Genomic DNA, 14,598 nt, shown 5'->3' on the forward strand with positions numbered 1-14,598 from the left:
CGGAATGTTCGAGATTTTAGAGCTCTGAGGCCGGAACTCCTACGCCCAGGATCATCGGCTCCACCACTGGCTTCGTCTCCTTCTGGGCGGCTTTCTGCGCATCCTGACTCTTTCCGCTGTGCTTCTTCGGCGCCTGCGCCGAGCGCGGTTTTCTGGTTCTGCGCTGGGGCACCTCGGACTGGGACGCATCGGCCTCAGGTTCCGGGGAGCTGGACTCAGTGCCCTGCGCCGCTGGCAGCGCGGCATCCAGCGCGGTGCTGTTCGCCGCCCCCTGAGCACGGCCTGCAGCCCGACGTCGCCGAGCACGCGGGCGCCCTGCAGCCTCCTCCGGAACGCCTCCGTCGGAATCCTGGGATGCTGCCCCCTCCGGCTCAGGAGCCATATGGTCGAAGACATCACTGAGCCGGTCCAGCGTGAGCTCCGGCTGAGGTGCCGAAGCGGCTGCCGGCTCTTGTGCTGATTTCTCCGCGCGAGGCAGTTCCACTGTGTCCGCCCCGAAGGTCAGCACAGCGTGGCTTTCATCTGCTCCGGAACCGGCCTGCCCTGTTTCACTAGGTGCCGGGCTCTGCTCAGATATCCGGTCGAACTTCTGCTGATCCGGCTGGGCGCTGGGCTCATCTCCGGCTTCAGCCTCGGGATGGTGCGCCGCCATTGCGGCTGCGGCGATCGTCGCAAAAGCCTGGCGGGTCGCTTCGGCCTGAGCGGCCTTCACCTCGCCGCCTTCCTCGTCCTGACCTGGCTGAGTCTCGACCTCGGCAGCATTGTTGTTCTGCTTCCGCTGCCGATTGCGTCGCTTCTCGCTGCGACTTTCCTTGCCACCGCCCTGATTGCCCTGGTTGTTGCCACCTTGACGCTGCTGATCCGACTGCGGCGCAGCAGCGTGGGTGGTGCGGTGCTCCACGGGCTCTTCGTGCGTTACGACGCCGCGGCCGGCGCAGGCATCGCACTGCTCGCCAAAGACTTCCAACAGACCGGTGCCCATGCGCTTGCGGGTCATCTGGATGAGACCCAACGAGGTCACCTCGGCTACCTGGTGCTTGGTGCGATCCCGGCCCAAGCATTCGACCAGGCGACGCAGCACCAAGTCCCGGTTAGATTCGAGCACCATATCGATAAAGTCGATGACGATGATGCCGCCGATATCCCGCAGTCTCAGCTGGCGCACCACTTCTTCAGCGGCCTCGAGATTGTTCTTGGTAACGGTTTCCTCGAGGTTGCCGCCTGACCCGGTGAATTTTCCGGTATTCACATCGATCACGGTCATCGCCTCGGTGCGGTCGATAACGAGCGAACCGCCAGAAGGCAGGAAGACCTTTCGATCGAGTGCTTTGTTGATCTGCTCGGTGACCCGATACTCGGTGAAGATATCTTCCGGCTGATCCCACCTCTTCAGACGGTCCAGTAGGTCCGGGGCGACATAGGTCACATACGCCTCGATCGTATCCCAGGCCTCGTTTCCGGCGACGACGAGCTGCGAGAAGTCCTCATTGAAGACATCGCGGACTACTTTGATAGTGAGGTCCGGTTCCGCATAGAGCATCTCCGGAGCGAGTGTCTTCTTGGAGTTCGCCCGGGATTCGATGTTCTCCCACTGCGCCCGCAGCCGGTTGATGTCGTTGACCAGCTCTTCTTCGCTGGCGCCCTCGGCTGCGGTGCGCACGATCACTCCGGCGCCTTCGGGCAGATTGTCCTTGAGGATCCGCTTGAGCCGGTTCCGTTCGACATCGGGGAGCTTCCGGGAAATACCGGTCATGGAACCACCGGGGACATAGACCAGGTAGCGTCCGGGCAAGGAGATCTGGCTCGTCAGTCGGGCGCCTTTCTGCCCTACCGGATCCTTGGTGACCTGAACCAGTACAGAGTCGCCCGATTTGAGGACGTTCTCGATGCGCCGAGGAGAGTTGCCCAGCTTGGCCGCATCCCAGACGACCTCACCGGCGTAGAGCACAGCGTTGCGCCCGCGTCCAATATCCACGAAAGCGGCCTCCATGCTCGGCAGGACGTTTTGGACTTTGCCCAGGTAGACGTTGCCGATGAGTGAATCCTGCTGCGTCCTGGAGACGAAGTGCTCCGCAAGCACACCGTCTTCCAGGACTCCGATCTGGATCCTGTCATCGCGCTGCCGGACGACCATGGTCCGATCCACAGACTCGCGCCGCGCCAGGAACTCAGCCTCGGTGATGACATGGCGGCGGCGTCCGCTCTCCCGGGATTCCCGGCGACGCTGCTTTTTGGCCTCCAGTCGGGTGGAGCCCTTGACCGCGGCTACTTTGTCTTTATCGCCCCCGGCGTCCCCCCCATTACGGGGAGCACGAACCCGGGTAACGGTATTGGGCGGATCGTCTTCCCCGCCGCCGGTCAGCTCGATATCGCTATCGCCGCGGCGACGCCTGCGGCGCCTGCGCAATGCCTCCCCGTCGTCTTCCTGGCCTGGGTGGCTTTCGTCGGCCTCTGCGCCCTCGGCCGCGCTCTGCGTTTTGTTGTCCGAGCCGACTTCAACTTTGCCCCGGCGTCCGCGGCTGCGCCGCCGCTGACGGCCTTCCAGCTGCTCGTCGAGTTCATCGTCCGACTCCTGCTCGCGGGAGGCTCGGGATGTTGCTGCCTTCGGTGCTGACGCTGCGAACTGGGAAAAATCCGGGGCCTGGAAGAGCATTGAGGCCGGCGCGGCAGCAGGAGTTGAGGCCTCGGCGGGCGAGGACTCAAGCGAGCTTCCAGGCTGAACCTCAGCGGTTTCGGCGTCCTGGGCGGCCGCTACCGGCTCTGCCGAAGCAGCGCGCTTCCGGCTTCTGCGCTGGGGCACAGCCTTCTGATCTTGGTCGGTCTCGGCCTGCTCTGCTGCCTGATCGGCATCTTCCGGAGCTGCAACTGCCTTCTTTTTCCGACCGCCGCGCTGCGGTTTCTTGGCGGGTTTCTTCTCCGCTTCAGGCCCCGGGAGGCTGCCAGCCTCTGCAGAAGACTGCGCCGATATTTCTTGCACTTCTTCTGTCGCCGGGGCCTCTGCATTACCCTCGGGGCTCTTCTGAGCCTTCTTGGAGGTTCTTACGGCCTGATCGGCTTTGTCTGCGGTCTTCTTCTTCGTCGAACGGCGAGACTTTACGGTTGCTTCTTGCTCGGGCAATGGTGCAACGTTCTCTTCAATCTCCATGTTTAGCTGTACTCCACCCCGACGGAACCGCCACATTCAATGCCGGCCGGGCTCTGGTGCCGATACCCTCGGGCTTCGGCTGAAAGTCGATGAGCTACGAGCCCGCACGCCCCGTTCATGGGGAAACGACGATGACTCGCCAGCGCTGAGCCTCGATCAGCAGAATCTTCCTCGAAACGCCTATCTGACGCAGTTACGATACGGACACTGCTCCGAGCCTGTTCCCTGAGCGGGAAGCCATAGCGCTGGACCGGAGAATGCATGTGGCACATTCTGCCGACCAGGATTCATTATCTCATAGTGAAGATCGCACAGTGAAGCGGAAGCTGTGCAGGAACCCAGCCGTCATGGTTAGAATCAGCGCATGGCCACGTCGAAAAATCCCGCCCGCCTGGAGTCTGCTCCTGACGCCTCATCTTCAGTCACCGGAGCCGAGAGCGCTTCCGCTTCGGGCGTGTCGCAAGGACAAGGAGCAGCCCCCGCTGGGCCTTACATCAGCCGGGGCAAACCTTTTGCAGCGCTACTCCTGGTAACCGGCATCATCGGTTTCCTGGCTTCTTTAACCCTCCTCCTGGAGCGGATCGAGCTCTACAAGAATCCCACAGCGACGCTATCCTGCGACTTCACCGCCGTGGTCTCCTGCGGTTCCACAATGGAGAACTGGCAGGCGGCACTCTTCGGATTCCCGAACCCGCTGATCGGTGTTGTCAGTTTCAGCGTCGTGATCACCGTGGCCATGGCGATCCTTGCCGGGGCCAACTTCTCCCGATGGTTCTGGCTCTGCTTCCAGTTGGGTGTCACCTTGGGCATGGTGTTCGTGACCTGGCTCTGGTCGCAGGCGCTTTTCGCGATCAATCTGCTCTGCCCTTACTGCATGGTGGTCTGGGCCATGATGATCCCGCTGTTCATCTGGACGACCATCCGGAACCTGGTGCACGCAGTGCTCCCCGCCCCGGCCGGCCTCACCAAATTCCTCTCCAGCTGGGGCTGGACCCTGGTGATCCTGATCTACATTGCAGTTACGGCCAGTATCTTCTTCCGCTTCATCAATGTCTTCATCGGCAGCAACGCCTGATAGCCCCGCCCGCTGACTCAGCGGTGCGGCGATCAGGCGCGGCAAGATTCAAGCCCGAGTCTAGAACCAGATGCCGATCTCGCGCTCGGCGGACTCTGCGGAATCCGAGCCGTGCACCAGGTTCTGCTGCACCGCCTGCCCCCAGTCACGGCCGTAGTCTCCGCGGATGCTGCCGGGGGCCGCGGTGGTCGGGTCAGTGGTCCCGGCCAGAGAACGGAAGCCTTCGATGACCCGCTCCCCTTCGAAGATCGCTGCCACGATCGGCCCAGACAACATGAATTCCAACAGCGGCTCGTAAAACGGCTTGCCCTCGTGCTCCGCGTAATGCGCGGCGAGCTGTTCCCTGGAGGCCCGCACCTGCTTCAGTTCAGCGAGACGGTAGCCTTTGGCCTCGATCCGGGCCAGGATGGCCCCGGTCAGATTCCGGGCCACGCCATCCGGCTTGACGAGAACGAGCGTGCGTTGGGCAGTCATCAGTGCCTCCTGATCAGTGACGATGTTATGAAAAGAAAAAGACAAATCGCGAGATCAGTCTACGGGGTTCTCGCGCTCCCAACGCTCCTGAGCGGCATCCCGCAAGGCATTCTCCTGATCTATCCGGCGGCCGAGGAAAAGCGCGTACCACCAGGCGCCGGCGAAAAGCGGTCCGATAATGAACATCATCGGCTCCACGAACCCCAGCGCGATCAGAGCGAACTGAAGCAGCCAGCCGAAGCCGATGCCCCAGGGCTTTTTCAGCACGGCACAGGCCAGGACGAGCAGGGCGCTCAAAACCAGCCCGGCGCTGAGGATCACGGCGGCGGGGATCTCAGAGGAACGCAGACCGAAGATCACCAGCGTGGCGAAGAACGCTACGAAAGACTCCAAGGCCAGCACGCTGGAGGCCAGCATGATCTTGGTCGAACGGCGCTGCCGCTTCATACCCGGGTGCCATTCGCGCTGGGCTTTGGTTTGATGTTTCCCGGTTCGACGTTCCCCGCTCTGCCGCGCCATCAGCTCTTCCCCAGTAGAATACGGGCCTCTGCGACAAGGGTAATCGAACCGGTCACCAGCACCGCTCCAGCGAGATCGGCGCTGGATTCAGCCCGCTCCACCGCCCATTCAATGGCATCGTCGAGCTTCTCTGCGATATGCACGTCCTCTTCCGCGTACCCCGCATCCACCGCGAGCTCAGCGAGCTCGCCCGCAGGGATCGCCCGTGGAGAACCGGACTGAGTCAGGCAGATCTCGCCGAAGGACTCCGCGGTCTCGGGCAAGTCGAGTGATTCCCGCAACTGGTTCAGGATCTCCCCGGCATCTTTATCCTGCAGCACGCCCAGAACCACCACGAGCTTGCTGAAGCTGAAAGCCTCTTGAAGAGCTTCGACGCTGGCCTTGACCCCCGCTGGATTATGCGCCGCATCCACCACGATGGTCGGTGCGCTCCGCACGACTTCCAAGCGCCCCGGGGAACTCACCAGGGCGAAAGCGTCCTGCAACACTTCGAGCGATAGCTCCTTGTCTCCGCCTCCGATAAAAGCCTCGAGCGCGGCTACCGCGACCGCGGCGTTCTCCGCCTGATGCGCTCCGTGCAGCGGCAGCATCAGCTCCGGGTAGCGCCCGGCCAGGCCCTGGATGGTGAGCAACTGCCCGCCCACCGCGACCTGCCGCTCCACCACCCCGAACTCGACGCCTTCGAACCGGAAGGGCACCCCGGTTTCCTGGGCTTTCTCCAGCAGCACCTGCGCAGCGTCCGCGGGCTGAGCCGCGGAGACCAGGAAACCACCGGGCTTGATGATTCCGGCTTTCTCCACCGCGATCTCCCCGGGCGTCTCCCCCAGCAGGTCGGTGTGATCCAAGGAGATCGGCGTGACCACGGAAACCGTGCCATCAGCGACATTAGTGGCATCGGTGATACCGCCCAGTCCCACCTCGACGACCGCGACATCGACCGGTTCATCGGCGAAGATCGCGAAAGCCAGGACCGTGAGCGTTTCGAAGTAGGTCAGCCTCGGCTGCCCCTGGGCTTCGAGCTCTTGATCGACCATATTCAATTGCGGCTGGATCTCTTCCCAGATCCGCACGAAGGTCTCATCCGGCACCGGCTCGCCATCGATGCTGATCCGCTCCGTCACCTGGCTCAGATGCGGGCTGGTGAGTCGACCGGTGCGCAACTGGGAGGCCCGTAGCCCAGCTTCGATGATCCTGGCGGTCGAGGTCTTTCCGTTGGTCCCCGTCAGATGGATCACCGGGTACGCCCGCTGCGGCTCGCCGAACAGCTCCATAGCCCGGCGCATGGGCTCGAGCCGGGGCTCCATCTTGTTCTCCGGGGCGCGCTCCAGCAGATCAGTGTAGATGCTTGCTACCGAGTGTTCTTCGCTCATCCCTCTGCCCCTTCTTCAGCACTGCTGCGCGTCACGTTCACGGTCATCTCCTCGGCTCCCGCAGCGGTCGGCACCAAAACCAGCTGAACCGATAGCGTCTCGGCGCGGACCAGAGTCTCGTTGCGGGATACCGCGTCGAGGGTGTCCTGCGGGGCCTGGATGGTGGTCACGATGCGATCGCTGACCTGCAGGCCGGCGTCTTTACGGGCCTGCTGGATAGTGCGCACCAAGTCCCGCGCGGTGCCTTCGGCCTCGAGCTCCGGGGTCACCTCGGTGTCCAGCACCACGAAGCCCCCACGAGGGCCAGCAAACCCCGGTAGCATTGCTACTGTCTCAAACTGCTTACCCTCTTCCGAAGAGATAACACTTCTAGCGTCATACTCGCCTTCAATCAGTCGGATGCCACCAGCAATAACGATGTTTTCAATAACCACATCGCCGTCTGTACGCATCGTCCATTCCCAGTCGCCGGTCTTCGCTCCCCTGATTGCTTTCTGAACCTCTTTACCCAATCTTGGTCCCGCTACACGAGCGTCAACAATAAGCTCGCTCCTAATCCCGTACCGTGCTGCTGAAGCTCCATTTCTCATCGCAAAATTCACAGACTTTACATTGAGTTCATCAGCTATAAGGTCAGCAAAGGGTTCAAGAGAATCAGGATCCTCAATGACGATAGTGAGCGCCGCGAGCGGGAGTCGGACCCGCAGTTTCGCAGCTTTGCGCAGTGAGGAGCCGACCGAGCAGATCTGCCGGACGGTCTCCATCGCGGCGACCAGGGGCAAATCCTGCTCGAACTCATCGGCTCCTTCTACCGCGGCGGGCCAATCGGTCAGATGCACGGAGCGCCCACCGGTCAGGCCGCGCCAGATCTCCTCGGTGACCAGGGGCAGCAGCGGTGCCGCCACCCGGCACACCGCTTCGAGCCCGGTGTAGAGCGCGTCGAAAGCGTCCGGATCCTCATCGAAGAAGCGCTGCCGGGAGCGCCGGACGTACCAGTTGGTTAGCATATCCAGATAATCCCGGAGCAGCTCGCAGGCGGTGGAGATATCGTAGTCCGCCAGGGCCTCACCGAGCTGCCGGACGAGCAGCCCGGTATTGGAGAGCAGATAACGATCCAAGCTGTCCTGGTAGCCCCGATAGCGCAGCTGCGCCCGGTACCCCTCCCCCTGGTTCGCGGCGTTCGCGTAGAGGGAGAAGAAGCTGTAGACGTTCCACAACGGCAGCAGCACTTGACGAACACCGTCCCGGATGCCCTGCTCCATGACGATGAGGTTGCCGCCGCGCAGAATCGGCGAAGCCATCAGGAACCAGCGCATGGCATCGGAGCCATCCCGGTCGAAGACCTCGGTGACATCCGGGTAGTTGCGCAGGCTCTTGGACATCTTCTGGCCATCTGAGCCGAGCACGATGCCGTGGCTGATCACATTCTTGAAGGCTGGGCGGTCGAAGAGCGCCGTGGAGAGGATATGCAGCATATAGAACCAGCCGCGGGTCTGGCCGATGTACTCGGTGATGAAGTCCGCAGGGCTGTGCGTGTCGAACCATTCCCGGTTCTCGAACGGGTAATGCACCTGGCCATAAGGCATCGACCCCGAATCGAACCAGACATCGAGCACATCCTCGACCCGGCGCATCGTGGACTGGCCTTCTGCAGCGCTGCGCGGATCATCCGGGTTCGGCCGGGTCAACTCGTCGATGAAGGGCCGGTGCAGATCCACTTCGCCCTCATGGTTCCGGGGCAGGCGGCCGAAATCGGTCTCCAGCTCAGCGAGGGAGCCATAGACGTCGACCCGCGGGTATGCCGGATCATCGGAGACCCAGACCGGGATCGGGCTGCCCCAGTAACGGTTGCGGCTGATCGACCAGTCCCGGGCGTTCTCGAGCCATTTGCCGAACTGGCCGTCTTTGACGTTTCCGGGGATCCAGTTGATCTCCTGGTTGAGTTCGAGCATCCGGTCCTTGAACTCGGTGACCCGCACGTACCAGGAGGAGACCGCCTTGTAGATGAGCGGGTTCCGGCAGCGCCAGCAGTGCGGGTAGGAGTGCTCGTAACTGGCTTCGCGGATCAGCCGGCCCGAGGCGCGCAGGATCTTGATGATCGGCTTATTCGCCTCGAAGACCTGCAGGCCTGCGATCTCCGCCAACGGGGCCTCATCGCTGCCCTCGGGCGGCTCGGCGAACATCGGCAGGAACCGGGCTCCTTCATCGACCGAGACGATCACCGGGATGCCGTGCGCCTCGCTGCTGCGCTGATCCTCTTCACCGTAGGCACTCGCCTGGTGCACCAGGCCCGTGCCATCGGTCGTGGTGACGTAATCTTCCACCAGCACCTGCCAGGAAGTGCCGGTGCCCCATTTCTCCTGATCCGCATAGTAATCCCAGAGCGGTGCATAGCGCAGACCGCCCAGCTCCTCGCCTCGGAAGCGCTTCTGAATAGCAGCCTGGGCCGCTTCGGCGGATTCGAAGCCGAGATCCTTGGCGTAATTCGGCAGCAAAGACTCCGCGAGCAGATAAGCGCCTTGCCCGTTATCAACCACGACGTACTCGATCTTCGGGCCGACCGCGATGGAGAAGTTCGTCGGCAGGGTCCAGGGCGTAGTGGTCCAGGCGAGCAGGTTCACGCCCTGCAGTTCAGCAGCCAGCGGCTGGCCGTCATCGATGATCGGGAAGGCCACGGTGACGGAGAGATCCTGGCGCATCTGGTAAACGTCGTCATCCATCCGCAGCTCATGGTTGGACAGCGGGGTCTCGTCCTTCCAACAGTACGGAAGCACCCGGAAGCCCTGGTAGGTCAAGCCTTTGGCGTGCAGTTGCTTGAAGGCCCAGAGCACGGACTCCATGTAATCGACGTTGAGCGTCTTGTAGTCGTTATCGAAGTCCACCCAGCGCGCCTGGCGAGTGACGTAGTCCCGCCATTCGTGGGCGTACTTCATGACCGATTCGCGCACCGCATCGTTGAACTTGGCGATGCCCATCGCCTCGATCTCGCTTTTTTCGGACATGCCGAGCTGCTTCATCGCCTCGAGCTCGGCGGGCAGCCCGTGGGTGTCCCAGCCGAAGCGGCGCTCCACTTTGCGCCCGCGCTGGGTCTGGAACCGGGCGACGAGGTCTTTGGCGTAACCGGTCAGCAGATGACCGTAATGCGGCAAGCCATTGGCGAAAGGCGGGCCGTCATAGAAGACGAACTCGTTGGAGCCCTCGGGCTGCCCTGGCAGTTGTGCGGGGCGCTGGTCGATGCTGGCCTGGAAAGTGCCGTCCTGGGCCCAGTAGTCGAGCACGCCCTGTTCCAAGGCCGGGAAGGAAACACTCGCGGGCACCCCGGCACTGCCGGCGGCGTCCAGGCCGGTCGAGACCAAGGGGTAATGGCGCTTATCGTCCATGCGTTCACTCATCTGGCGGCATCCTGCGGTCGTTCCGGTGCAAGGACGATGGCCAGGGCGTCTGCCCGGCACCGCGGTACCACCTCGCTTGCTGCTCTTCTTCCCACCGAGGCGGGTAGGCAGCCACTCCTCATCAGCTGTCACGGGCTGTCCCGTCCGGTTCTACTGAGGCATCGCACAGATGCCCGTTCTTCCGGAGGCTCACCGGTGATCGCCGGATCATCGCCTCTTGTGTTCAGTCTAGCCCACTCCTCACCCCGCAGCCCCCTCGTTTTTGATGCCTTCCGTGACTTTTGATGCTGCCCGTAGGCCATCAAAAGTCACGGAAGGCATCAAAAACGGCTCGGGTTCAACGACGGATGACCTTATGCTGCGCGGGCTGGGCAACGGGACGGATCACGATCTCGTCCAGATTGATGTGCTGCGGCAGGCAGACCGCATAAGCGACAACGTCGGCAACATCCTCGGCGAGCAACGGCTCCGCCACCCCTCGGTAAACCTCTTCGGCCGCCTCCGCATCGCCCAGACGGCTCAAGGAGAACTCCGCGGTTTTGACCATGCCCGGAAGCACTTCGATCACCCGGACGTTGTGTTCGGCTTCTTCGAGTCGCAGCGCTCTGGTCATCGCCCGCTCAGCGGCTTTGGCCGCGTTGTACCCGGCGCCGCCTTCGTAACTGACCAGCGCAGCGGTGGAGCTGAGGGTCAGCACGGTGCCCGCGCCCTGCCCGCGCAGCATCGGCAGGAAAGCCCGGATGAGCTTCATCGTGCCGAGTACATTGACCCGGTACATCCACTCCCAATCGTCGGTCTTCGCCGCCGCTACGAAGTCCCCCCCCCCCCCCCCCGCACCACCGGCGATGTTGATGAGGGTGTCCACGCCGCCATTCCGTTCGACCGCGGCAAGCACCTGGGCCACGCCGTCGTCCTCGGAGATATCCGCGGCTATCGGAATCACCCCACTGCGCTGGGCCAGGGCCTCAAGCCGCTCAGCGCGGCGAGCCACCGCATAGACTCGCCACCCGCGGCGGTCCAATTCGAGTGCCGTCGCTTCACCAATGCCGGTGCTGGCGCCAGTGACTACTGCGGCGCGCTGTGCCGCGCTAATTTGTGCGGCACCGGCTGCAGATTGAGAGCTCTCAGAGTCCGTCATAGCATCAGCCTACTCAGACCGGCCGCCCGTGTCCGGACCCGGCCTGCACGACGCAGAACAAGACGTGAAAGAATAGGGGCATGACTGAGAACCGCCCAGGCACAGACACGCCCGAAACCACAGCCATTGCATCAGCTGCCCCAAGCCAGGTGCCGGATAAACCGAGCCTGGAGGGCCTGGAGAGCAAGCTCTCCCAGCGCTGGCAGGAGGAGCAGACCTACGCTTTCGATGCGCAGACCAGCCGAGACCAGGTTTTCTCCATCGACACTCCCCCACCAACGGCCTCCGGATCCCTGCACGTGGGGCATATGTTCTCCTACACTCAGACCGATGTCATCGCCCGCTACCAGCGGATGCGCGGCAAGAACGTCTTCTACCCGCTGGGCTGGGACGATAACGGCCTGCCCACCGAACGCCGTGTGCAGAACTACTACGGCGTCCGCTGCAATCCCGCGATCTCCTACGACCCGGATTTCACTCCTCCGGCCGAGCCGGCGAAGAACGAGCGCGACTTCGTGCAGATCTCCCGCCGCAATTTCATCGAGCTGTGCGAGGAGCTGGCAGTAGAAGACGAGAAAGTCTTCGAGGATCTCTTCACCACGCTCGGTCTCTCCGTGGATTGGAACCTGAGCTACCGCACCATCGACGCCGATGCCCGGGCCGTGAGCCAGCGCGCCTTCTTAGAGAATCTTCGCACGGGGGACGCTTATATGGCCGAGGCCCCGACGCTCTGGGATGTCACCTTCCGCACCGCAGTGGCCCAGGCTGAGCTCGAGGATCGAGAGCGGCCCGGGGCTTTCCACCGCGTGGCCTTCCACCGGGCCGATGACGCTAAGCCAGTGTTCATCGAGACCACCAGGCCGGAGCTCATCCCCGCGGCGGTGGCGCTGGTCGCGCACCCCGAGGATGAGCGTTACCAGGAGCTTTTCGGCACCACGGTGCGCTCCCCCTTGTTCGGCGTGGAGCTCGAAGTCAAAGCGCATCCGCTGGCCAAACCGGATAAAGGGTCGGGCCTGGTCATGGTGTGCACTTTCGGCGACCTCACCGATGTCACCTGGTGGCGCGAGCTGAACCTGCCGACCCGGCCGATCATGGGCAGGGACGGCAGGATCCTCGCCGAGACACCGGCCTGGATCGAAGGCCCCGAGGCTGCCGAACGCTACCAGGCCCTGGCGGGTAAGACTGCCTTCAGCGCCAAAGAGAGCATCGTCGGGATGCTCCGCGAAAGCGACGATCTCGATGGCGAGCCGAAGCCGATCACGCATCCGGTGAATTTCTACGAAAAGGGCGATAAACCGCTCGAAGTGGTGACCAGCCGGCAGTGGTACATCCGCAACGGTGGCCGCGACGAAGACCGCCGGGAGCAGATGCTGCGCCGCGGCAAAGAGGTGGCTTTCCACCCGGAGTTCATGCGGAGCCGCTATGAGAACTGGGTCGAAGGGCTCAACGGTGACTGGCTGGTCTCCCGGCAGCGCTACTTTGGCGTGCCGATCCCCGTCTGGTACCCCTTGGACGCGGCCGGTGAGCCGGACTACGAGAACCCGATTCTGCCCGATACTTCAGCACTGCCCGTGGATCCGGCCGCTGAACCGGCACCCGGGTATCAGGCTGAACAGCGCGGTAAGCCGGGCGGTTTCGCAGGGGATCCGGATGTTCTGGACACCTGGGCAACGTCTTCGCTCACCCCTCAGCTGGTAGGCGGCTGGGGCCGCGATGAAGAGCTCTTCGCGAAGGTCTTCCCCTTCGACCTGCGCCCGCAGGCACATGAGATCATCCGAACCTGGTTGTTCTCCTCGATCGTCCGAGCCGATGCACTGCAGGGCGCAGCACCTTGGCGGCACGCGCCGATCTCCGGCTGGGTGCTGGATCCGGACCGCAAGAAGATGTCAAAGTCCAAGGGGAATGTCATCGTCCCGACGGATACGCTGAATCAGTTCGGCGCGGACGCTGTGCGCTATTGGGCCGCTTCGGCCCGACTGGGGGCCGATACGGCCTTCGAGGAAGCCCAGCTGAAAATCGGCAGGCGCCTGGCGATCAAGCTGCTCAATGCCTCCAAGTTCGTGCTGGGACTCGGCGCTACCGAGGCCGATGTTCTCAATGCCGATAACGGCGACTTCATCACGAACCCGCTGGACCGGGCCATGCTGATGCGCTTGCACGGGGTTGTCGCCCAGGCGACGAAAGCCTTCGAGAACTTCGAGTACGCCAGGGCTCTGCAGCTCACCGAAAGCTTCTTCTGGGCCTTCACCGACGATTATGTCGAGCTCGTGAAGGATCGTGCTTACGGTGCCGCGGGCGAAGCAGAGCAGCGCAGCGTGCTGGCGGCACTCGAAACCGCCCTCGACGCCTTCCTCCGGCTTTTCGCACCGTTCCTGCCGTTCGCCACCGAGGAGATCTGGTCCTGGTGGCGGCAGGGCTCAGTGCATCAGCAGCCGTGGCCCGCCGCGATTGAGCTGGGCGAGGCGGATCCAGCGGTGCTGACGACCTTGGGCGAAGCGCTCAGAAGGTTGCGCAAAGCCAAATCAGAGGCGAAAGTGAAACAGCGCACCGAAGTCCTGAATGCGACTCTGACGGCTCCTGCTGCTGAGTTGGACCGGCTCCGGGCGGGGCTAGTGGACCTCAAAGCCGCTGCTAATGCCCGTGAACTGACGCTTGTCGAGGGGCCGGAGCTTTCGCTGACCGAGGTTGTGCTGGCGGAATCGGAATAAATCGAGGCCACTCCTCACCGTAGCAGGGCTCGTTATCAGTCGAACTGAGGGTCTTCGGTGCGCGAGCGCTTCAACTCGAAGAAGTAGGGGTAGCCGGCCAGGGCTACAGCAGCATCCCAGAGCTTCCCGGCCTCTTGGCCCCGGGGAATTCTGGTGATCACCGGGCCGAAGAAGGCGATGTCGTCGATGGCCAGCACCGGGGTGCCGACGTCTGGGCCGACGAGGGAGCTTCCGGATTCGTGGCTGGCGCGCAACTGCTCATCGTACTCCTCGCTATGCGCGTACTCGGCGAGCTCTGCGGGCAGCTCTGCCGCTTCCAGACCCCGTTTGATCGCCTCGTCGAAATCGGCGATGCCCTGAGGGTGGATCGCCGTGCCGATAGCGTCGTAGAGCGGCTTCACGGCATCGTCGCCGTAGCGCTGCTGGGCCGCGATGATCACCCGGACCGGGCCCCAGCCCCGGTCCATGAGATCCCGGTAGCTTTCGGAGAGCTCCCGGCCTTCGTTGAGCACCGAAAGACTCATGACGTGCCAGCGAACCCGCACATCGCGGACCTTCTCCACCTCATCCATCCAGCGAGAGGTCACCCAGGCATAAGGGCACAGCGGATCGAACCAGAAATCGACGGTACTCGTTGCATTCTCTGCCATGAGGATGCCCTTTCGGCGCTCGTGCTCTGATTTTTTTACTCGGCTTTACTCGCTTGCTCCTGATAACTATATCCAGACAGAAGCCATCGGCCGCCGGAGCAGTTCCGGCGGCCGATGGCTTCTCCGG

9 protein-coding genes are annotated in these 14,598 nt (G+C 63.0%); 2 read left to right on the forward strand and 7 right to left on the reverse strand.

The window, feature by feature from the left end; all coding sequences use genetic code 11:
- Window positions 1-16: 16 nt before the first annotated feature.
- Entirely contained in the window at window positions 17-3,145 is a 3,129-nt protein-coding gene (locus C501_RS0111645) for an Rne/Rng family ribonuclease (protein ID WP_018135812.1), read from the reverse strand.
- Window positions 3,146-3,509: 364 nt separating this feature from the next.
- Here C501_RS0111645 and C501_RS0111650 point away from each other — a divergent pair, with 364 nt between their 5' ends.
- On the forward strand, window positions 3,510-4,220 hold the full coding sequence (locus tag C501_RS0111650) for a vitamin K epoxide reductase family protein (protein ID WP_018135813.1): 711 nt from the start codon (window positions 3,510-3,512) through the stop codon (window positions 4,218-4,220).
- Between the two features lie 60 nt (window positions 4,221-4,280).
- Here C501_RS0111650 and ndk read toward each other — a convergent pair whose 3' ends face one another.
- The 5 genes from ndk to C501_RS0111675 all read right to left on the reverse strand — a co-directional run bounded on the left by ndk (window position 4,281) and on the right by C501_RS0111675 (window position 11,113).
- Entirely contained in the window at window positions 4,281-4,694 is a 414-nt protein-coding gene (gene ndk / locus C501_RS0111655) for a nucleoside-diphosphate kinase (protein WP_018135814.1), read from the reverse strand.
- A gap of 54 nt (window positions 4,695-4,748) precedes the next feature.
- Window positions 4,749-5,213 carry a DUF4233 domain-containing protein gene (locus C501_RS0111660; RefSeq protein WP_018135815.1) on the reverse strand — a complete coding sequence of 155 codons (465 nt, stop codon included), beginning with the start codon at window positions 5,211-5,213 and terminating at the stop codon, window positions 4,749-4,751.
- Window positions 5,213-6,583 carry a bifunctional folylpolyglutamate synthase/dihydrofolate synthase gene (locus C501_RS0111665; RefSeq protein ID WP_018135816.1) on the reverse strand — a complete coding sequence of 457 codons (1,371 nt, stop codon included), beginning with the start codon at window positions 6,581-6,583 and terminating at the stop codon, window positions 5,213-5,215. The genes C501_RS0111660 and C501_RS0111665 overlap by 1 nt, the downstream gene beginning before the upstream one ends.
- Window positions 6,580-9,975, reverse strand: a complete 3,396-nt coding sequence (gene ileS, locus C501_RS0111670) for an isoleucine--tRNA ligase (RefSeq protein WP_245532477.1) — start codon at window positions 9,973-9,975, stop codon at window positions 6,580-6,582. Before ileS ends, C501_RS0111665 begins: the two co-directional genes overlap by 4 nt.
- 337 nt (window positions 9,976-10,312) lie before the next feature.
- Complete coding sequence (locus C501_RS0111675) at window positions 10,313-11,113, reverse strand: SDR family oxidoreductase (RefSeq protein ID WP_018135818.1); 801 nt, start codon at window positions 11,111-11,113, stop codon at window positions 10,313-10,315.
- An 80-nt stretch (window positions 11,114-11,193) separates the two neighbouring features.
- Between C501_RS0111675 and valS the strand changes: the two genes are divergently transcribed.
- Window positions 11,194-13,821: a valine--tRNA ligase gene (gene valS, locus C501_RS0111680; RefSeq protein WP_018135819.1), complete on the forward strand. Its 2,628-nt coding sequence runs from the start codon at window positions 11,194-11,196 to the stop codon at window positions 13,819-13,821.
- A 35-nt stretch (window positions 13,822-13,856) separates the two neighbouring features.
- Here the strand turns inward: valS and C501_RS0111685 are convergent, their stop codons facing one another.
- Window positions 13,857-14,471 carry a mycothiol-dependent nitroreductase Rv2466c family protein gene (locus tag C501_RS0111685; RefSeq protein WP_018135820.1) on the reverse strand — a complete coding sequence of 205 codons (615 nt, stop codon included), beginning with the start codon at window positions 14,469-14,471 and terminating at the stop codon, window positions 13,857-13,859.
- Between the last annotated feature and the right edge of the window lie 127 nt (window positions 14,472-14,598).

Origin of the sequence: Acaricomes phytoseiuli DSM 14247, assembly GCF_000376245.1 — a bacterium.
Taxonomy (GTDB): domain Bacteria; phylum Actinomycetota; class Actinomycetes; order Actinomycetales; family Micrococcaceae; genus Renibacterium; species Renibacterium phytoseiuli.